The following is a 19,445-nucleotide window of genomic DNA, read 5'->3' as shown; positions in this document are numbered from 1 at the left end:
CGACTAAACAATGCTTCGGGCGGTACGCCGCCCGAACCGCGACAAGGGCCGCCCGGTGAAGTCGCGTAAACTACCGCGGGTTGGGCTGAAGGATCTCGCACGCGAGGTCGGCGTTCACGTATCCACCGTGTCGCGCGCGCTCAATCCGGACAGCGGCCATCCGGTCGCGCCGGACCTGATCGAGCAGATCCGCAAGGCCAGCAAACGCCTCGGCTATCGGCAGAATCTCGCAGCCTATTCGCTCAAGACCAGCCGCTCGCGCACGATCGGTGTCGTGGTCCCGGATATCACCGACGCGGTCTTTCCGCCGATCATCCGCGGCATCGAGGATGGCCTGGCGCAATTTGGCTATGTCGCGATGCTGGCGAATACCGACGGCAATACGCGACGGCAGGCCAAGGTACTGGAGACGATGCGCGCACGCGGCGTCGACGGCCTGATCCTCGCGAGCGTGCTTCGGACCGACAAGATGGTGTCGCGCCTGGCCGCCGACCTGCCGGTGGTGACCGTCAGTCGCCGGACAGACGATCCGCGCTTCTCGTCGGTGGTGCATGACGAAGACGATGGCATCGGCCGCCTCATCACGCATCTCGTCTCGCTCGGTCATCGCGACATTGCCTGCATCGCCGGCCCGCAGACCGTGTCCACCGGCTTCAATCGCTACAATGCCTTTCTGCGTCACGGCGGCCTTGCCGGTCTCAAAAGTCCGGCGCTGGTGTCGTTCGCCAAAGCCTTCAACGAAGCCGAAGGCGAGCGCTGCGCCGAAGAATTGCTGGCCGCTGGACGCCCTTTCACCGCGGTCGTTTGCGCCAATGACCGCTTGGCGATCGGCGCGATCTCGGCCTTCCGGCGCCACGACATCGCCTGCCCCACCGATGTATCGGTCACCGGCTTCAACGACATGCCATTGATGGACCGGCTGTCGCCGTCGCTGACCACGGTGCGGGTCCAGCATCACAAGGCCGGATTCGAAGCAGCCGGCGTCATGGTCGACATCATCGAGAACGAATCGTCCGACCCGCATCATCTGGTGCTGCCGGTCGAGACCATCGTGCGCCATTCCACCGCCCGCGTTCACGGGACCACGAAGAGAAAAAGAACCGACATGGCAGGAGAACAAGCGTGAGAATTGGTTTTGTCGGCCTGGGCGTGATGGGCCTCGGCATGGTGCCGCGCCTGCAGGCCGCGGGATACAAGGTCACCGGCTGGAACCGGACCAAGGCGAAAGCGCAATCGCTGATCGATGCGGGGATGGGATGGGCGGACACGCCCAAGGCCGTAGCCGAGATGTCGGACGTGGTCTTCACGGTGGTCACCGACGGCAAGGCGGTGAAGGACGTTGCGCTCGGGCGCGACGGCATCATCGAAGGCCTCAAGCCCGGCGGCATCTATATCGACATGAGCACGATCGCGCCGGAGGTGACCCGCGAAGTCGCCGATGCATTCGCCGCCAAAGGCCTCGTGATGCTGGATGCGCCGATCTCCGGCTCGCCGGTCACGCTCAACCAGGGCAACGCCTCTGTGATGGTCGGCGGCGACGAGGCCGCGTTCGAAAAGGTGAAGCCGGTGCTGTCCGCGATCGGGCCGAAGGTGACGCGGATCGGCGCCAGCGGCCTCGCGGTGAAGATGAAGATCGCGGTCAACCTCCTCCTCATGGTCGAGGTGATCGCATTCGGCGAAGCGGTGGCGCTGGCGGAAAAGGGCGGCGTGTCGCGCGAATCCGCGGTCGATGCGATCCTGAAAAGCGTCGCGGCCTCGCCGGTGCTCGGCTATCGCGGGCCGTTCATTCTCGAAGGCAAGATGCCCGAGGTGCCGCTCGCCGACGTCACGCTGCAGCAGAAGGACATGATCCTGGCGCTCGACATGGGCCGCAAGCTCGGAAGTCCGGTGCCGCTCGCCGCCGCTGCCAACGAACTCATGAATTCCTGCCGCGGTCTCGGAATCGACCAGAACGATTTCGTGGTCGCGCATCAGGTCTATCGCCGCCTTGGAGGATTCCCGAAGTGACCGCGCCGAAGATGTACCGCACCAATATCCGCGACGTGCCCAAGGTCGAAGGCCTTGCGCGCAAGGACGGCTGGGTCGAGATGCAGGTCCAGTTCCTGATCGACAAGAAGTCGGCAGGCGCCGACCATGTCGTCGGCTGGACCGTGCTGAAGCCCGGCGCGCGGCATGAAAGCCACCGCCATCATAATTGCGATGAGTTCTTCATCGTGCTGAAGGGGCATGGCCACATCTACACCGACGAGGGCGACAAGCCCTCCGGCGAAGGCGACGTGATCTATTCGCCGCGCGGCTGCTGGCACGGTTTCAACAATACCTCCGACGAAGACGTGGTGCTGGTCTGGGGCTGGATGGGCGCAGGCTCGATCGAAGCTTCAGGTTACGAAGTCGATCCCGCGAGCCATTCATGAGCGGAGCTTTGAACGACCCCCGCATCCAGGCGGGGATGCGCCGGCAATTCACGCTCCTCGAACAGCGAAGGCGCGACGGCGCCAGGCGGATCGGCTGGAAGGTCGGCTTCGGTGCGCCGGCCGCCAAGGAAAAGCTGAAAATCGAAAGCGCACTGGTCGGCTTTCTGCTCGACCGGGCCGTGCTGCCCCACGGTGCGAGCGTATCTCTGGTCGGCTGGAGCAAGCCGGTCGCCGAGCCGGAGATCGCGGTCGAGATCGGCCGCGACGTGCCGGCCGGCGCGAGCGAGCAGGAAGCGGCGCAATGCATCGCCGCGATCGGCCCGGCCATCGAACTGGCCGACATCGACGGACCGATGGATGACGTGGAGTCGATTCTCGCCGGCGATATCTTCCAGCGGCATGTGATCTTCGGTCCGCGCAAGGCGGTGCCGTTGCCGGAGGGATTGTCCGCGCTGTCCGGCGCGGTCATCCGCAATGGCGAGCCGGTGCCGGTGCCCGCCGATCTCGAGGCCAATACCGGACGCATCCTGGAAACAATCCGTCAGGTCGCGTCGACCCTCGCGGCATGCGGCGAAGTCCTGCGCGCGGGCGATGTGGTGATCGCGGGTTCGGTCACGCCGCCGCTGTTCCTCGGCGCCGACGATCGCGCGCTGTCATGGGAATTGCGGCCGATCGGGAAGGTGGATGTATCGTTTACATAGGTCGGCTGTTTTCTGTATCAGCCTGTCATCGCCCGCGCAGGCGGGCGATCCAGTACACGCGAGAGGGTAATCGTGGAATGGATGCCCCGCCTGCGCGGGGCGCATGACACCGGAGGGCAGGCGGCGGGGCCCCTCAAAACCCGTCCGGCAGCCCCGCCCACACATCTGCCTCGGTCATCGGCCGCGGCAGCATGCTCTGCGCGGAAATATACTTCAGCGCGAGCGCCACACTCGGCTCGATCGCGCTGCGCCCGATCGGCAAATCCTTGGCGGACGGGGTGTCCTTCCACGCCGCCTTCACCGCGTCCCAGAATTCCATCAGCGTATCGCGCTGCGCATCCACCACCGTCTGCTTCGCAACGATCACGTGGTTCACCGGGACGAACCCGTGCTTGCGCGTGAATTCACGGCCCGCAGCATCGGCATCCGGATAGACATCGGCGAGATCGGCATCCGCCGGCTTGTCGTTGCCGACAATGATTGCATCGAGTTCGCCTGACCGCAGCATATCGAGCAGCGCGCTACCCGGCTTCGCGCGTGTCGCAAAAGACGGATCGGAATATTCCGCGACATGCGGGTCCTCGAACGTGGTCCAGTGCACGTCCTCAGGCGTCACACCGAAAGTCTCCGCCAGGATTCCGCGCACCCAGGCGCCCGTGGTCTGGCTGTAGGCGCGCACGCCGATCCGCTTGCCCTTCAGGTCGGCCGGCCCCTTGATGCTGTCGTTGTTCGCGAGCCGGATCAGGCTCACCTCCTGCGAGCGCGCCGCCACCGCGGCCGGGATCAGCACCAGCGGCTTGCCGAACGCCTTGGCCTGCAGGAAGGTGACCAGCGCCATCTCGGAGATGTCATAGGTGCCCTGCCGCACCATCTGCGCGAACGCCTTGGTGATCGGCGACACCTCGACGAAATCGAAGTCCTTCGATCCGGCCAGCCGCTCTTTCAGCAGCCGCGTATGCGGATAGTTACCAATCGCCACACTCAACACGCATGTTCTCCGTCGAACTCTCGCCTCTGTCATGCCCCGCGCATGCGGGGCATCCAGTCGGCTCCGCGGTTATGACTGGATTGCCCGCTTTCGCGGGCAATGACAACCGAGGACGGACCGCCTCAGAACATCGGCGGGAACGGCCGGCCGCCGCGATCGAGCGTGATCCAGCGCGTCTCGGTGAAGGTCTCGAGCGACCAGCGGCCGCCATGCTTGCCCGAGCCTGACGCCTTGAAGCCGCCGAACGGTACATGCGGCTCGTCGTTCACAGACGAGCAGTTGATATGGCAATTGCCGGTATCGAGCTTGCCGACGATGGCCAGCGCCCTGCCCTCGTCGCGACTCATCACGCCGGCCGAGAGGCCATATTCGGTGTCGTTGGCAATCTGGATCGCCTCTTCGTCAGTGCGGAACGGGATCACCGGCACCACCGGACCGAAGGTCTCGTCCTGATAGAGCTTCATGTCGGGCGTCACGCCGGTCAAAATGGTCGGCTCGACGAAGCGGCCCTCGATCTTGCCGCCGAGCACCACCTTGGCGCCCTTGGCGATGGCGTCTTCAAGCTGCTCGCGCACTTTCGCGACCTGCTTGTCGTTGATCAGCGGCCCGATGATGTGTTCCTTGTTCTTGGTCGGATCGCCGACTTTGAGCAGCTTCGCGCGCTCGACAAAGCGCTTGAGGAAGTGATCGAAAATCTTTTCGTGCACCAGCACCTTCTCGACCGACATGCAGATCTGGCCCTGATGCATGAACGAGCCGAAATTCGCCGCCTGTGTGGCGCGCTCCATGTCGGCGTCCTCGCACACGATCAGCGAATCCTTGCCGCCGAGTTCGACGCAGCATTTCTTTAAGTGTGCCCCGGCCTTGGCCGCAATCTGACGGCCGACCGCCGTCGATCCGGTGAAGGAGATGCCCTTCACATAAGGATGCTCGATCAGTTCGTCGCCGACCTCCTGCACATTGTCGCGCGAACAGGTCACCACATTGAACACGCCCTTGGGCAGGCCCGCTTCCTCGAACACCTCGGCGAACAGCAAGCCGCCGCAATACGGCGTCTCTTCCGAAGGCTTCAGCACGATGGTGTTGCCGGCGGCGAGCGGAAACGCGAAGCCGCGCGACGACAGGATGCACGGGAAATTCCACGGGCTGATGATCGACACCACGCCCATCGGCCGGCGCACCGCCATCGACAGCTTGCCGTATTCGGACGGCATCACCTCGCCGGTCGACTGCCACACCGAAGCCGCGGCCGCGCGGAACACCTCGACCGTATAGCCGGTCTCGAACATGCCCTTGCCGAACCAGCCGCCGCCTTCGGCCTGCAGCGCATCGACGATGTCCATGCGGCGCTTCTCGAGAATCTCGGCGGCCTTTTCGAGATAATGCGCACGCTTGGTGAAGGGCAAAGCCGACCATTCGGCGAACGCGGCCTGCGCCGCCTCGATCGCCGCTGCGGTCTCGGCGCGGCCGCAATCCGGCACTTCCGCCCAGACCGAGCCGTCGGCGGGATTGAGGTCCTTGAACATCCGCCGGCTGGACGACCGTCCGCCAATGAACTGGCCTTCGAAAACGCGTGCCATGTCAAATCTCCCTTGAGACTTTGCCTGGGACTTTTGGTCCCTGTGCCTTTGGTCCAATCTTACGCCGTGCGGCGGCTATTTGGTATCCGGTCCGCCATCGTTCGGCAGGTCGCCGGGCTTGAGCTTCACCATGGTGAGGCGCTTGCGTCGCGCCGCGACATGCTGCGACTGGATCGTTGCCGCCCGCGACACCAGCGCATCGATATTGATTCCGCCACGCGCCGGCGGCGCCTCGATCTTGTCTTCATCCGCATCGATATCCACGCCGCGGCTGTTATGTCCGAGCAACGGATCGCGGGCGCTCTTGTCTTGCTCGGTGGAAGACGGTTCACCTTTGCCAGCGAAGGCGCTTGGCACCGGAGCGGCAAGACGCCGCTGCCGGATGTGATCCGCCATCCGCGTCGCGGCGTTCCGCGCCAGACCCGCAGGATCGAGCGCATCGAGTTCGATCAGCGCCGTTGCCGGATCGTAGAGGCCCACGAAGGCAGATGGGTTCTCACGCGTGGCGCGCAATGAGCGAATATGCCGCGCGTGGCGCAGCGACGCCGCCTTCGCGAGTTCGGCTGCATGATCAGTGAGCCGCTTGCCATCGGACGCAGCCGATGCGGTTGGCGGCGCCACTCGTGAGGTTGCGCTGTCGAGTTCCGCCCACGGATCGCCGGCCATTTTTGGGTCATAGCGTCCGGCGAACGCGCTCGGCAGAGGCGCGGCCTGACGTAGCGCCTGCACGAAAGCCACGCGGATCGCACCGGCGCGCGACGCCAGGGCTCCGATAAAGCGGCCGACCGACGCCAGATCGAGCGGCAGCGGGAACGGTGACGGTAGACGGATCTTGGTCGTCGCAGCCTTGCCGCCGCGTGCGCCGCCGAGATAGGCGTTCACCACCGCCGGATCGGTCATCAGGCTTTGCGCGGTGCCTTCGCCGGTGATGCGGCCGACTTCGATCAGATAGCCGCGGTTGGCGATCTTCAGGCTTTGCCGCGCATTCTGCTCGACCAACAGAATGCCGACACCAGTCTCCGCGATCTTGCCCAGCGAGCGGAACAGCTCCTTGGTGAGCACGGGTGACAGCCCGAGCGAGGGCTCGTCCAGCATCAGGATTTCCGGTTGCGACATCAGCGCGCGGCCGATCGCCACCATCTGCTGCTCACCGCCCGACATCGTGCGCGCGATCTGCGAACGCCGTTCCGCGAGCCGCGGAAACAGTGCAAAGATCTGGTCGAGCGTGGCGCGTTCATTTGCGCGGGCGCGGTTCGGGAAAGCGCCCAGCTCGAGATTTTCCGCAACCGTCAGCTCACCGAAAATACCGCGCCCCTCGGGTACCAGCGCAACGCCCTGCTCCACGACCAGATGCGCCTTCATGCCGACCAGCGGCGTGCCGTTCATCACGATCTCGGAGCCGGGCTCGGCCCGCACCGTGCCGGCGATCGCCTTCAGCAGACTGGACTTGCCCGCACCGTTAGCGCCGAGAATGACGCAGACCTCGCCCTTGGCGACCTTCACCGACACATGGTCGAGCGCCTGGTGGCGGCCATAACGGACGCTGAGATTTCTCACCTCAAGCATCGTCGTCGTCCCCGAGATAGGCTTCGATCACCTCCGGGTCGGCCAGCACATCGTCAACGTCGCCTTCCTTGATCTTGCGGCCGGAATTCATCACGACGCAGCGCCCGCATAGCGAGCGAATCGCGTCCATCACATGTTCGACCATGATGATGGTGCGGCCCTGGCGGCTCAGTTTGTCGATCAGCTCGATCCCGATATTCAGTTCACTCGGATTGAGCCCGGCCAGCCATTCGTCGAGCAGCAGCACCCGCGGGTTGGACGCCAGCGCCCGCGCCAGTTCGACCCGCTTCTGGTCGATATAGGTCATTGCGGCCACGGGCACATGCTCGCGGCCCCGCAGGCCCACCAGTGCGAGCAAGTCATGCGCCGCGTCGCGCGCCTGCGTGCCCCACAGCCGCTGATGGCCGAACACCGCGCCGGCCATCACGTTGTGCTCGGCATCCATCGCCGGAAGCATGCGCACCAGCTGGAAGGTACGCGCCACGCCCTGCCGCGCGATCTTGTGCGCCGGCATTCCGGATATCGGCGTGCCGCCGAGCACGATGTCGCCGGCATCCGGCTTCAGCGCGCCGGAGATGAGATTGAGCATCGTGGTCTTGCCGGACCCGTTAGGGCCGATCAGTCCGAACAACTCGCCTTCCTGCACCTCGAACGACACGTCGTTCACCGCGACCAGGCCGCCGAAGGCCTTGCGCGCGCCGTTGACGCTGAGCGCCGCCGCGGTCATGCGCGCTCCTCCACCGGGACGGGCTCGGGTTGCGCGCGCTGCTTTCGTACGTTCGCCCACAATTGTTCGAGCCGGCCGGTGATTCCATCGGGCAGCAGATAGACGATCACGAGGAAGGCGATGCCGATGACGATCGAGGTGTCGTTCGGAAAGCGAACCGACACGAAGTCCATCACCAGCGTGAACGGGATCACCCCGACCAGCGGTCCCCACAGCTTTCGCGTGCCGCCGAGCAGCGCCATGATCACGACTAGAAACGAGATCATCGGGTTGAACGCCGCGGGCGGCTCGATATAGGCGTAACGCGGCGCCAGGATCGCACCCGCCATGCCGATGAAGGCGCCGGAGATCATGAAGAGAATGATCTTCAGCTTCGCGGTATCGATGCCGGAATGCTTTGCTACGGTCTCGTCATTGCCGATGATCTGCATCGCGAAACCGAGCCGCGAGCGGTTAATCAGCCAGCCGGTGACGAAGACCAAGGCCGTCAGCGCCAGCAACATCCAGTAGATGTGCTTCTCGGTGAAGTCGGTGAAGACATAGAGACCCATCTTGCTGGTCAGCTTGATCTGCGTATACGAGACCACCTGACGGACCAGTTCGGCGAGCCCGAACGTGAAGATCACGAAATAAACGCCGGAAATGCGGAGCGTCGCGCCTCCGACCAGCCCGGCGAGGATCGCCGCCACCGCGCCGCCGAGCAGGACGAGCACCGGAAACGGCAGATGCTCGAGACCGAGCCCGACGGCATAGGTGCCGAGCCCGAAAAAGGCGGCAGTCGCGAGCGACACATAATGCGTCGGACCGGAGAACAGGGTCCAGGCCGTGCAAAGCGCGGCATACATGACCATGTTCAGGGCGAGCGAGAGATAATAGCCCTCATCAAACAGCGGTAAGGTCGCCGCTGCGACAACCGCGATGGCGCCGGCAATCCCCGTCCAGACTTCGGCGGAGCTTAACCGGGTCATGCCTGCTGCCTGCCGAAAATGCCCTGCGGCCGGAACATCAGCACCAGTACGAACAGGGCGTAGGTCGCCGCCAGGGTCAGGCCCGGATCGATCAGGCGCGCGACAGTGGTCTCCGCGATCCCAAGGATCAATGCTGCGATCACCGCGCCACGCACGTCGCCGACGCCGCCCATGATGACGATGATGAGCGCCTTCATGGTGAAGATCACGCCCATCGATGCGTTGAAGGTGTAGAAGGTCGACAGCAACGTGCCGCCGCAAGCCGTCAGTGCGCCGCCCAGTGCGAACGACAGCGCCGCGGCCTTGGCGACATCAATGCCGACCAGATTGGCCGAATTCGGGTTCACCGCGACCGCGCGCACCGCGGTGCCATAGCGCGTCCGGTAGAGAAACAGATACAGCAGGGCGGCGATCACGCAGGCCGCACCGAATGCGACCACGCGGTTGAGGCCGTAGAACGTGCCGAGGATATCGAACCGGTCGGCGAGGAATGTGTAGGACGTGTAGGCGCCACCGAAGCCGCGCAGCATCAGGCCCTGAAACAGAAACAGAAGCCCGAAGGTCGCGAGAATGGAATCGACCTCCAGCATCCCTTGAGACTTGGCGCGCACGACGAGCGGCCGTAGCAGCAGGGCATAGATCGCCCAGTTCACGAAAAACGCCACCGGCGCGATGATCAGGATGCCCCAGAGCGGATTGACGGCGTAGGAGGTGAACAGCCAGAAGGCGATAAAACAGGCGGCAACGAAAGTCTCGCCATTAGCGAGGTTCATGATGCGGGCGACGCCATATTGCAGGGTCAGACCGATCGCGATGAGCGCGTAGGTTCCGCCGAGCAGAATGCCGGTGACGATCGTCTCCATTGGGGTCCCGCAACAAATCGTCCGGCGCAGACTTCGGCTGCGCCGGACATCTTCGTTCCTCGAAGGGTTACTTCCAGGGCTCTTTCTTCACCGGCGCCTTCGCACCGGGAATGCCATCGGACGCCACGCCGTTGAACACGCCGTCCTGCCACTGGCCGACGGTCCAGACCTTTTGGTTGATGCCGTCCTTGAGGTCGACCTCGCCGACGATGGTCTTGAACGGCGCCTTGCGGATTTCCTCGGCCACCTTCGCCTTGTCGGTCGTGCCGGCGCGCTCGATCGCCTGGCCAAGGATTTCGAGCCCGGCATAGGTCACGGGGCTCGCCCACGAATCCGCATCGACCCCGGTCACTTCCTTGTGCCGCTTGCGATAATCCTGGATTGCCGGAGAGCTCGAGTCGAAGCCGCCGACGCCCATCACACCATTGGCGGCATCCTTGAAGCGCCCGATATAGCTAGGGAACGCCGTTCCGACACCAACATAAAAGGCGCCGACATCGAACTTCTGGATGCGGGCCTGATCGGTCAGCGCCATCGTGTCCGGCGGATATGAGAACGCCACGAACGCATCCGGATTGGCCGCCTTGGCCGCGGAGATGATCGGCGCAACGTCCTGCGTGCCAAGCGGATAGGATGCTTCATACACGATCTCGAAGCCGGCCTTCTGCAACGCCGGCTTGCCGGCATTGAGCAGTTCGAGGCCGAAGGCGTCGGCGACGTTGACCAGCGCCACGCGCTTGCCGATCGCGCCGGAGTCGCGAAGCTTCTTCAGCGCATCGGCGGCGCCCTCGGCGAGCTGCTTGGAGGTGCCCAGCATCCAGACCGAATTCTTCCAGCGCTTGGCGAAGTCTTCCACGCTGTTCGATGCGGCCGTGGTCGCGATATGCGGATAGCCGAATTTCGCGATCAGCGGCGCGGTCGCGGCATTGATGCCGGTCGAGTACGGCGTCACGAGGAAGTCGACCTTGTCGACCGTGGCGAGGCGCGTGATGTTCTTGATCGCCTCGTCGGCCGAGGTCTTGTCGTCCAGCTCGATGACTTCGACCTTCATCTGCTTGCCGCCGACCTTGAGGCCGCCGCGCTTGTTGACCTCTTCGACCCAGAGCTTGATGTTCGGCCAATGCGTGACCGCGGCAGGCGCGCCGAGCGGCCCGGTCTTCGGTGCACTTGCACCAATCTTGATGGTGTCCTGGGCGGCCGCCAATCCGGTCGCCATGACGAACGTGGCGGCCGAAGCCGCAAGCATCATCGTCATTCTCCTGAACATGAATTCCTCCTCTGCGTTGTCGACTATGGCGCGTTCGGCGCCTTGTTATTGCCGGCGGCAATGTATCGGCCAGTGCGGGTTATGGTCCAGCATGGTTCATCGTTAACGTCAATTGGTTCGCGGCCAACAGGCGCAAACATCGCCCACCTTCAAGGCAATACTAATTGCCTATCCGGTGCGGCGTTCTGCCGCCAAGGGCGCGCCGTTCTGGACACGCCCACGGATCGGACGGTGTTGTCGAAGGCCGGGATCGTCCCGGCCGATCACGCAAAATGGATAGTCTTGGTCTCGACGTAGTTGTCCAGCCCTTCAATCCCGCCCTCGCGGCCCACGCCGGATTGCTTGAACCCGCCGAAGGGATGCTTCGGGTCGACGATCATGCCGTTGACGGTCACGCTGCCGGTTCGCATCCGGCGCGCCATGCGATAGCCGCGTTCGGGGTCGGCGGTGTAGACCGCGCCGCTCAATCCGTAGACCGAGTTGTTGGCCTTGCGGATCGCGTCATCCTCGTCGGTGTAGGTGATGACGGACACCACCGGGCCGAAGATCTCCTCCTGCGCGATCTTCATAAACGGATGCACGTCCGTGAATACGGTCGGCTCAATGTAATAGCCTTTGTCGAAATCTTTCGGCCGGCCGCCGCCGCACGCCAGCGTCGCACCTTCCGCGCGACCTGCGGCGATATAGCCTTCCACGCGCGCGCGTTGCCGCGCCATCGTCAACGGCCCCATCTGCGTGTCCGGGCTGAACGGATCGCCGACCTTGATCTTCGACACCGCGCCCAGGAACATGTCGAGGAACTCCTGCTTGCGCCGCTCCGGCACCAGAATGCGCGTCAGCGAGAAGCAGACCTGCCCGGTGATCGGCATCGAATAAACCATCAGGCTCGGCAGCGCCGCGGCAAAATCGGCGTCATCGAGCAGGATCGCGGGTGACTTGCCGCCGAGTTCGAGGCTGACGCGCGCCAGCCGCTCCGCGCACACCGCCGCGATATGCTTGCCGGCCGCGGTGGAACCGGTGAACGCGACCTTGTCGACCTCCTTGTGACGCACAAGATAGTCGCCACCCTGGCGTCCGGCCGGCACCAGATTGAACACGCCGGCCGGCAATCCGGCTTTCTCGATGCATTCGGCGAGGATGTAAGCCTCAAGCGGGGTTTCGGGCGACGGCTTCGACACGATGGTGCAACCGGCGGCAAGACTTGCGGCAACCTTGTAGCTCAACAAGACGAGCGGCGCGTTCCACGGCGTGATTGCGGCACAGACCCCGACCGGCTCCTTCACAACCCTCACCCGGCCGCCGTCGTCGCGCTTGCGCTCATCGACGAACGGATAGGTTTCGATCAGGTCGGCGTAGTAGTTGAACAGCGTCGGATTTTGTCCGACCAGCTTCTTGGTCAGCATGATCGGCGCGCCGACCTGCAGCGTCCAGGCATTGGCAATGTCATCGAGGCGTTGCGACAACAACTCCGCGATCTTGCGCAGATAGCCTGCGCGTTCGGACGGCGCCATGCGCGGCCACGGTCCGTTGTCGAACGCATCGCGGGCTTCGGCCACGGCGCGGTCGATATCCGCCCGCCCCGCCTCGGGATAGCTCAGGATCAGTTCCTCGGTGACCGGTGAGATCACGTCGAGCGTCTGCTTCGAAATGGGCTCGACCCATCGGCCACCGATGAACAGCCGATCCGGCGCCGCGGGGACCGGCTTGATCTTCGACATCATGTTCATCGCGCGTCTCCCGCGGACCGCTGCGTGGCCCTAGTTTCTTTGTGATGATTGCCGGGCCAAACTGGCCGCGTGCGGCAACATCGTATCGCAACCCTGCGCGGTGCGCCAATCGGCGCGCCGCACCCCACGTCCTGGTTGGGACGACAAGTTGGGTTCGCCGGTTTGCGCGCTGGGTCAGACGCGCCACAAAACGCGGATTCTGCTTCCGACATCATAGGAATAAAGGCATACAAATGCGTCACCTCGTTCATGAGGGGCGTCAGCCGGTGACGTCTGTTGATGGAGCGTGGTGCGGCGCCCGCGGGTGTGGCTTCGTCGGCCATGCTCCCGGGGAGCCCCGGGACCCCGCTCTACGGGCACTACGACCCGTGCGCGAGGAGCTTGCTGAAGGGCCTGCGCCCCGTTGGCGCAGATACGCAAAGACGCCGCCAAAAAGAGCGCCCGGGACGAGCGCAACCTTGACGCGGGTGCGATGCGCCGTGAGGCGTCCGCGTTCGTGTCAAAGCGAGCGTGGCTTATCAGGAATGCCCTGCGTTTTTCGGCCGCATCATTCCCCTCACCGCTTTCATTTGAGGCAAGGCGCACCAGCGCATTTCAAACAACAGGGCCGTCCAAGCGCGTCCGCTTGGAGCGCTGGAGCGCCGGTCAGCGCACGACGAGCGTTTCGGTTTCGAAGCGCTCGACGAAATACAGGCCGATCCGTCGCGTCAATGTCGCGGCAACGACCGTGGAGACGACAAGACCGAAGGCACCGGCGAATGGCGCGGCGAAGGACAATGTCGTCGCCGTCGCCGCCGCTAGTCCGGTCGGTGTCGCGCCGCCCATGAGGCCGAGCACGATCGACCGCATCTTGTCGCGCTCGAATGCGATCCCGTAAAGATCGCTCAGCACCTTCACCATCCGCAGATTGATGGCGGTCACGCTGGCGACGTTCACGGCGGGCATCGGCACAAGTCCACCGAGACCGGCATACATCTTGTGCCGATCGACAATCTTGAAGGCCAGTTGCAGCCGCCGCTCCGCCTCGCCCTGCGTCAGCGGCGGCAACACGACAAACGAGTCATTCGCCGGCGGCGGCGACGGCTTCCAGTCATCGGCCTCGACCTGGACTGGTTCTTTCGGCGTCGTGGGCTTGGCCGTTACCGATTGCGGCAGCGGCGCCTCGGTGCCGGCTTCGCCCGGAATGTATCGCAAGCCCGATCCGGCCGGCTTGATCGCCTTCGGGAGTTGTTTGCGTGTCATGCGGCGGCCTGCTGCTGACCGAGCACCGCGTCCATCTCGTCCGCGATCGCCGCGATTTCCTTCGCCGCCGGTCCCTTCCAGCTGATCAGGCTGGGTGTCGCGCCCCACAATGACGCTTCCGGATAGGCAACCCGGTTCTGCATCTCGTTCTCCAGCACGGGAAGGCCGGCCTCGGTGAGTTCTGCGCGAATATGCCTCGCTATCACGGAATCGCGCGTCGTCTGGGTCAGGAGGCAGCGATAGAGCGGGCGGCGCCCATCGTTGCGCTCGGTCAGGAAGCCGATGGTATCCAGCGTCCGGTCGACGTCGAACGGCGACGGCTTCACCGGCACCAGAAGGAAGTCCGACGCCGCGACGCAGTCCAGCGTGGTCTTTGCGCGAAATCCCGGCGTGTCGATGATCACCAGTCCGCCGGCAAGCGAGAGCCGGCGCGCGGTCCTGGTTACCTCTTCGGTCGCATCCTCGATGACGGCAACGCCGCCAAGTCCGCGCTCTCGCGCTGCCAGTCCCATGATCGAACGCTGCGGATCCGCATCGATGAGGGTCGGGCGCCGGCCGCGCAAATGCCAGTAGACTGCCAGACAACTGGCAACAGTGCTCTTGCCGCTGCCACCCTTCATCGTGGCCACTGTGATGATCATCTCACGGCCTCCTCGGCAACAGACCCACGCTGTGATTCGTCAACAATGGTACCTAATTTCCGCAGGCAACGCCTACAGCTTGAGGCCCGGACGGCACAGAAAAGCGGTCATGCACAAGGGTGGTCACAGCTTTGTTGAAGGGTCGCTCGGCTTAACGGCCAGACGATGAGCCCATTCGGACCGGCAGGGCTTGAGCCCGATGAACTGAAGCATGTCGGATTCGGGTTCGCCGCAATTCGCGGGCGTCTCGCGGGCGGAAGCACAAGCCCGACACAGAAACGCACAGGCAAAAAAAATAACGCCGTTTCCGAGCTATTCGGAAACGGCGCCAAATTGTCTTTTCAGACAAAACCGTCCGGAGATTACCAGGCCGGGCAAACGGACAGGCCGGTGCACGAACCCAGCGTGTAGTTTGCGGAGGTCTCGGTTCCTGCGGCACTTTCCAGCACTTCGTCGGAAACGTCGAAGCTCAGGATCTCTTGTTCTTTTTGGGTGGTGAGGGTCATGGCGTAAATTCCTTTCATCCGCCAGATGCATAGAAAGTAACGAGGAAACTCGGAGAAATTTCCCCCTGCTGGCAATGCAAGGATTCGCCAAGTGAGGTAAAAAGTCAATCAGTGGTCAGTTTCTCACCACAACGAACCCTTAAAAATCCTGACTAACGATTCATGTCGATTCCCTGACCGTGACACATTGACGACGCGGTCTTGTTCGGCCGGTCGCGCGGTCCGATGCGAAACGGCCTGTTTTTACCGATCGGCGGACGTTATCGCCCGATCCGGCTGCAAAAACAGTGCAGATTGTGTGTCTCTTCGCATCGTGACATTCGTTATGCCGCGGGGGATAAGCGTGCGCGGGGCCCCTGAGACAGAGTGATGGAAGCGTTTTTCGAGCGTTTGATCGCGCGCGCCGCGGCAATTGACGAGCTCCTGTCCGGTGACTTCGAGCCGCTACCCGGTCAGGCCGGCGATCCGGACTTGGCCAAGGCCCGAATCACCGCTTGGTCCCGCGCTTCCGCCAATGGCGACGCCGGGTTGTTTCGCCGCAGGTTGGAACGCGACGGGTTGTCTTACGAGGATGTTCAGCGGCGCCTGTCGGTGGCGGTTCGCGCGGCCCCGCGTCGGCAGTCCGCCTGGGTCGAAGACGCTGCCTGGATCGAATCAGCGCTGCGGAGCCGCTCGTCGGGGCAAACCAGCACGGCTCAGGCGATGGCGCCGCAGGCTTTCGAGCATCTGCTGTTTCCGGTCGTCGAACAGGCCGAAAATCTGCTCTGGAGCGCGATCGGGACACCAGTCCGCCGCCATTTCACCGAAGCCGCGCGTGCCGACCTCCGGCGGATGCTTCTGGACCAGCTGACCGACCTCTGCGTACCGCCGCTGTATGAGCGCTTCTCTGCGGCCCGTGGCGACATGCCGTCCGAAACGGCGCCGACGGGACCCGAGGCGTCGACTGCGCTCTATGACCGGTTTGTCGCGGACATGAAGGATGGCGGCTTCCGCAGCTTGTTCGAGGAGAAGCCGGTCCTCCTGCGATTGCTCGCCACGCTGACCCGGCAATGGATCGACGCCGTCCACGAATTTGCGTTGCGGCTTGACGCCGATATCGACGCGATCCGCCGCGACCTGGTCCGCCGCGACGGCCACGCGTGCGTCGCCCGTATCGCCGGCGATCTTTCGGATCGTCATAATGGCGGTCGCTCGGTCTTCATCGTCACCTTCGAGGACGGCGCCCGGGTCGTCTACAAGCCCAAGGATCTGCGGCTCGATGTCGCCTGGCACGCCTTGATCGGGCGGCTCAATGCATCCAGCCCGCCGCTGGACTTGCGGGCGGCCGACGCGATCGCGCGTGACCATTACGGCTGGGCGGAATTCATCGACCATACCGACGTCGCCGATGAGGCCGACTGCGAGATGTATTTCCGCCGGGCCGGCGCCTGGCTTGCGCTATTCCACTGCTTTGCCGCGACCGACATGCACCAGGAGAACATCATCGCCGCCGGCGACCAGCCCGTGCCGATCGATCTCGAGACCATCCTGCAGCCGCCCGGGGCGGCGCCTAAATCGCAGGAGGCCGAAAGTGCCGCCTCCGATGCCGCCGCCGACATGATCGCGAATTCGGTGATGGCGGTCGGCATCCTGCCCGCTTATGGCCGCGCGCCGGACACGTCGGTGTTTGCGATGGGCGCCCTGACCGCCGACTGGAATTCCAGGGTCAGGATCGCTTGGATCGACATCAACACCGACACCATGCGGCCGACCCGAACCAAGCTGGTCGATACGGCGAACCCAAATTTGCCGCATGTCGACGGTCGTTACGCGCGGTTCCGTGACCATGTCGACGCCCTCGTGGCGGGCTTCGAAGACTATGCCCGGTTCTTGTCGCACTGGACGCGCGGAGCCGATCAGGGACGGCTGTTCGAGGGGTTTGCTGGCGCGGCGGTCCGCAAGGTGGTGCGGCCGACCCGCTTCTATTCGATGCTGCTGCAACGGCTCAAAACCCACCGCAGCATGGACGACGGCGCAGCGTGGTCGGCCCAGGCGGATTTTATCGCCCGACTATCCGACTGGGACGGGGCTTCCGACCCGAACTGGCCGTTCCTTCGCGCCGAACGATCCGCGCTGCTCGCGCTGAACGTTCCGCATTTCGTTTTGCCGAGCGACGGGCATGTAGTCAGCGACTTCGAAGGCCCGGTTGCAACTTTCACCGGACCCACCGCTCTTGAGCGCGCCCAGGCCCGCCTGCGCGATTTCGACGAGCGGGAGGTCGCTTGGCAGACTGCCGTTATTCGGGCCAATACCACACCGACCAGGCCCTCGAACTCCGCCGACGCATTCCGGGCGCTGCTGAAATCGGACGTTGCAGCAACCGACACAGCGTTTGCCTTGGAATCCGATCGCGTCGCAGCCGAAATATCCGATCATGCGATCCGCCGGGGCGGATCGGCGTCGTGGATCGGTCTCGACTGGATGGGCGATGCCGAGGTGTTCCAGCTCGCGCCGCTGGGCCCCGATCTCTACAATGGCGTATCCGGCATCGCGGTCTTCCTGGCGGCGCATTCGGCAGTTGCCGGCCATGCTCCCTCTGCCGAGTTGGCGCTCGCCGCCCTGAGCCATCTGCGCAGGAAGCTGAAGGACCGGAACGCGGCACGGTTCGCCCGTTCGCTCGGGATCGGCGGCGCCACGGGGCTGGGCTCGCTGGTCTACGCGCTGACCGCCATCGCTCGAAGCCTCGACAACGCGGATCTGCTGGCCGACGCCAATGTGGCCTCGGCACTGATCACGGACGAGTTGATCGCGGCGGACAAGCGGCTGGATGCGCTCGGGGGCAGCGCCGGCGCCATTCTCGGCCTGCTGCGGCTTCACCGCGATACGCAGGCGCCCGACGTCCTGGCGCGCGCGATCAGATGCGGCGAACATCTCCTGCGCCAGGAGCGCGCCGGCCCGGAGGGATTACGGAGCTGGGTCGGGCACGGCCTCGGCCCGAACGCCCTCAACGGAATGTCGCACGGCGCCGCCGGCTTCGCTCTGGCGCTGGCATCGCTTGCTGCCGCGACGGGACGTGACGATTTTCAGCAAGCCGCGTCCGAAGCACTCGCCTTCGAGAATTCGACTTACGATGCGGACCGTCGCAATTGGCCGGACCGGCGGCATGCGGACGAACCCGGCTGGGCCTGCCGCTGGTGTCACGGCGCACCGGGCATCGGCCTTGCGCGCGCCGCCCTGCTCAAACAGGGAAGGATGGACCCCGCAACCCTGCGGGACGATATCCGCCACGCCCTCGCCGGTGTGGACAAGGCCTGGCCGACGGAGCTGGACACCCTCTGCTGCGGCACGCTCGGCAATGTCGAATTCCTGTGCGAAGCCGGCGAGGCGCTCGGCCGTCCGGACATTCGCGAGACCGCAGCGAACCGCTTGGCCGCAATCGTCCAGGCTGCCGGGTCAACCGGGGACTATCGCTGGAATAGCGGCGGACAGCGCTTCAATCTCGGCCTGTTCCGCGGTCTCGCCGGCGTCGGCTACACGCTGCTGCGGCAACGCGACGAGAGCTTGCCGAACGTTTTGATCTGGGAATGACCGCGCGCGACGGCTACTCGACCTATCTCAGCTCTTCCGCACATGTGGCGTGGAGCACCGCCTTGAACATATCGAAGGACTGAATTGTCACCCGGCAGGTCCTGGAGTCGCTGACCTTGGCGGTGATGACGTCGCCGGCGGCCGCGAGGTATCGCTGGCCGTTGACGTTCACATTCACGCCCTGGATGGTCGGCGCGCCCATGAGACCGACGGTCACCCCGCCGCCCGCGACGATCAGCGACTGGTTCGGCAACACGACGTAGATGTTCTCCGATGGGACGATGCCATCCAGCACGCCCTGCACGTGGTTCAGACGCGTCTGCAGGGTGAGGATTCGATCCGCGCGCAGGTTCAGTTCTGCGCTGACCTGCTGCCTTTCCTCGCGAAGCTGCTGGATGGTCAGTTCACGCTGCGCCAACTGGCGTCTGGCCAGTTCGCGTCCGGTGATATGCCCGATCAGGGCCACACCCAGGATCAGCAAGGTCTCGATCAGCAGGATGTAGACGCGACGGCGGCGCGTCAGCAATCGCCAGGCCGCCCGCGAACTCAAATCCGCTTCGACCGCACGAGCGGCTTGCGCATTGGCCACGCCTGCCGCCCTCCTCTGTCTGATCCCACGCCACCGCGCCATCTCACCCACCACCGCGATTTCGGGTTTGCCGGACACAACCTGTGATCCGAACTCTGC

General features: G+C 64.3%; 16 protein-coding genes and 1 pseudogene. 5 read left to right on the top strand and 12 right to left on the bottom strand.

The window, feature by feature from the left end; translation table 11 throughout:
• The first annotated feature begins 10 nt into the window (after positions 1–10).
• From AC5I5I_RS20790 to AC5I5I_RS20775, 4 genes are read left to right on the top strand one after another with little or no spacing between them, the layout of a single operon-like run.
• Positions 11–1,126 (top strand): LacI family DNA-binding transcriptional regulator, encoded by a 1,116-nt coding sequence (locus tag AC5I5I_RS20790; RefSeq protein WP_495976186.1) that lies wholly within the window; start codon positions 11–13, stop codon positions 1,124–1,126.
• Entirely contained in the window at positions 1,123–2,007 is an 885-nt protein-coding gene (locus tag AC5I5I_RS20785; protein ID WP_495976184.1) for an NAD(P)-dependent oxidoreductase, read from the top strand. Before AC5I5I_RS20790 ends, AC5I5I_RS20785 begins: the two co-directional genes overlap by 4 nt.
• On the top strand, positions 2,004–2,414 hold the full coding sequence (locus tag AC5I5I_RS20780; protein WP_495976182.1) for a cupin domain-containing protein: 411 nt from the start codon (positions 2,004–2,006) through the stop codon (positions 2,412–2,414). The genes AC5I5I_RS20785 and AC5I5I_RS20780 overlap by 4 nt, the downstream gene beginning before the upstream one ends.
• Positions 2,411–3,115 (top strand): fumarylacetoacetate hydrolase family protein, encoded by a 705-nt coding sequence (locus tag AC5I5I_RS20775; protein ID WP_495976180.1) that lies wholly within the window; start codon positions 2,411–2,413, stop codon positions 3,113–3,115. The genes AC5I5I_RS20780 and AC5I5I_RS20775 overlap by 4 nt, the downstream gene beginning before the upstream one ends.
• 133 nt (positions 3,116–3,248) lie before the next feature.
• On the opposite strand, the gene AC5I5I_RS20770 is transcribed toward AC5I5I_RS20775, so the two are convergent.
• The 11 genes and pseudogenes from AC5I5I_RS20770 to AC5I5I_RS20720 form a co-directional block, all read right to left on the bottom strand.
• Entirely contained in the window at positions 3,249–4,094 is an 846-nt protein-coding gene (locus AC5I5I_RS20770) for an ABC transporter substrate-binding protein (RefSeq protein WP_495976314.1), read from the bottom strand.
• 131 nt (positions 4,095–4,225) lie between these two features.
• Entirely contained in the window at positions 4,226–5,683 is a 1,458-nt protein-coding gene (locus AC5I5I_RS20765) for an aldehyde dehydrogenase family protein (RefSeq protein WP_495976179.1), read from the bottom strand.
• Positions 5,684–6,544: 861 nt separating this feature from the next.
• Positions 6,545–7,249: pseudogene (locus AC5I5I_RS20760) on the bottom strand (ABC transporter ATP-binding protein); the annotation flags it as partial.
• Positions 7,242–7,976 carry an ABC transporter ATP-binding protein gene (locus AC5I5I_RS20755; RefSeq protein WP_495976177.1) on the bottom strand — a complete coding sequence of 245 codons (735 nt, stop codon included), beginning with the start codon at positions 7,974–7,976 and terminating at the stop codon, positions 7,242–7,244. The gene AC5I5I_RS20755 and the pseudogene AC5I5I_RS20760, both read right to left, overlap by 8 nt.
• On the bottom strand, positions 7,973–8,944 hold the full coding sequence (locus AC5I5I_RS20750) for a branched-chain amino acid ABC transporter permease (protein ID WP_495976176.1): 972 nt from the start codon (positions 8,942–8,944) through the stop codon (positions 7,973–7,975). The genes AC5I5I_RS20755 and AC5I5I_RS20750 overlap by 4 nt, the downstream gene beginning before the upstream one ends.
• Positions 8,941–9,807 carry a branched-chain amino acid ABC transporter permease gene (locus AC5I5I_RS20745; protein ID WP_495976174.1) on the bottom strand — a complete coding sequence of 289 codons (867 nt, stop codon included), beginning with the start codon at positions 9,805–9,807 and terminating at the stop codon, positions 8,941–8,943. Before AC5I5I_RS20745 ends, AC5I5I_RS20750 begins: the two co-directional genes overlap by 4 nt.
• A gap of 67 nt (positions 9,808–9,874) precedes the next feature.
• The gene (locus AC5I5I_RS20740) at positions 9,875–11,074 is read right to left on the bottom strand and encodes an amino acid ABC transporter substrate-binding protein (RefSeq protein WP_495976172.1); all 1,200 of its coding nucleotides are present in this window, start codon (positions 11,072–11,074) and stop codon (positions 9,875–9,877) included.
• Between the two features lie 263 nt (positions 11,075–11,337).
• Positions 11,338–12,801, bottom strand: a complete 1,464-nt coding sequence (locus tag AC5I5I_RS20735) for an aldehyde dehydrogenase (protein WP_495976170.1) — start codon at positions 12,799–12,801, stop codon at positions 11,338–11,340.
• 645 nt (positions 12,802–13,446) lie between these two features.
• The gene (locus tag AC5I5I_RS20730) at positions 13,447–14,043 is read right to left on the bottom strand and encodes a DUF697 domain-containing protein (protein ID WP_495976168.1); all 597 of its coding nucleotides are present in this window, start codon (positions 14,041–14,043) and stop codon (positions 13,447–13,449) included.
• Positions 14,040–14,684, bottom strand: coding sequence for a nucleotide-binding protein (locus AC5I5I_RS20725; RefSeq protein ID WP_495976166.1), 645 nt, complete (start codon positions 14,682–14,684; stop codon positions 14,040–14,042). Before AC5I5I_RS20725 ends, AC5I5I_RS20730 begins: the two co-directional genes overlap by 4 nt.
• A gap of 362 nt (positions 14,685–15,046) precedes the next feature.
• The gene (locus tag AC5I5I_RS20720) at positions 15,047–15,190 is read right to left on the bottom strand and encodes a hypothetical protein (protein ID WP_495976164.1); all 144 of its coding nucleotides are present in this window, start codon (positions 15,188–15,190) and stop codon (positions 15,047–15,049) included.
• A gap of 369 nt (positions 15,191–15,559) precedes the next feature.
• Here AC5I5I_RS20720 and AC5I5I_RS20715 point away from each other — a divergent pair, with 369 nt between their 5' ends.
• Positions 15,560–18,757 carry a type 2 lanthipeptide synthetase LanM family protein gene (locus AC5I5I_RS20715; RefSeq protein ID WP_495976162.1) on the top strand — a complete coding sequence of 1,066 codons (3,198 nt, stop codon included), beginning with the start codon at positions 15,560–15,562 and terminating at the stop codon, positions 18,755–18,757.
• A gap of 22 nt (positions 18,758–18,779) precedes the next feature.
• Here the strand turns inward: AC5I5I_RS20715 and AC5I5I_RS20710 are convergent, their stop codons facing one another.
• A complete protein-coding gene (locus AC5I5I_RS20710; protein ID WP_495976160.1) occupies positions 18,780–19,424 on the bottom strand; it encodes a hypothetical protein in 645 nt (214 codons plus the stop codon).
• Between the last annotated feature and the right edge of the window lie 21 nt (positions 19,425–19,445).

This window comes from Pseudorhodoplanes sp., assembly GCF_059499825.1.
This window is presented reverse-complemented; position numbering and strand designations above follow the sequence as displayed.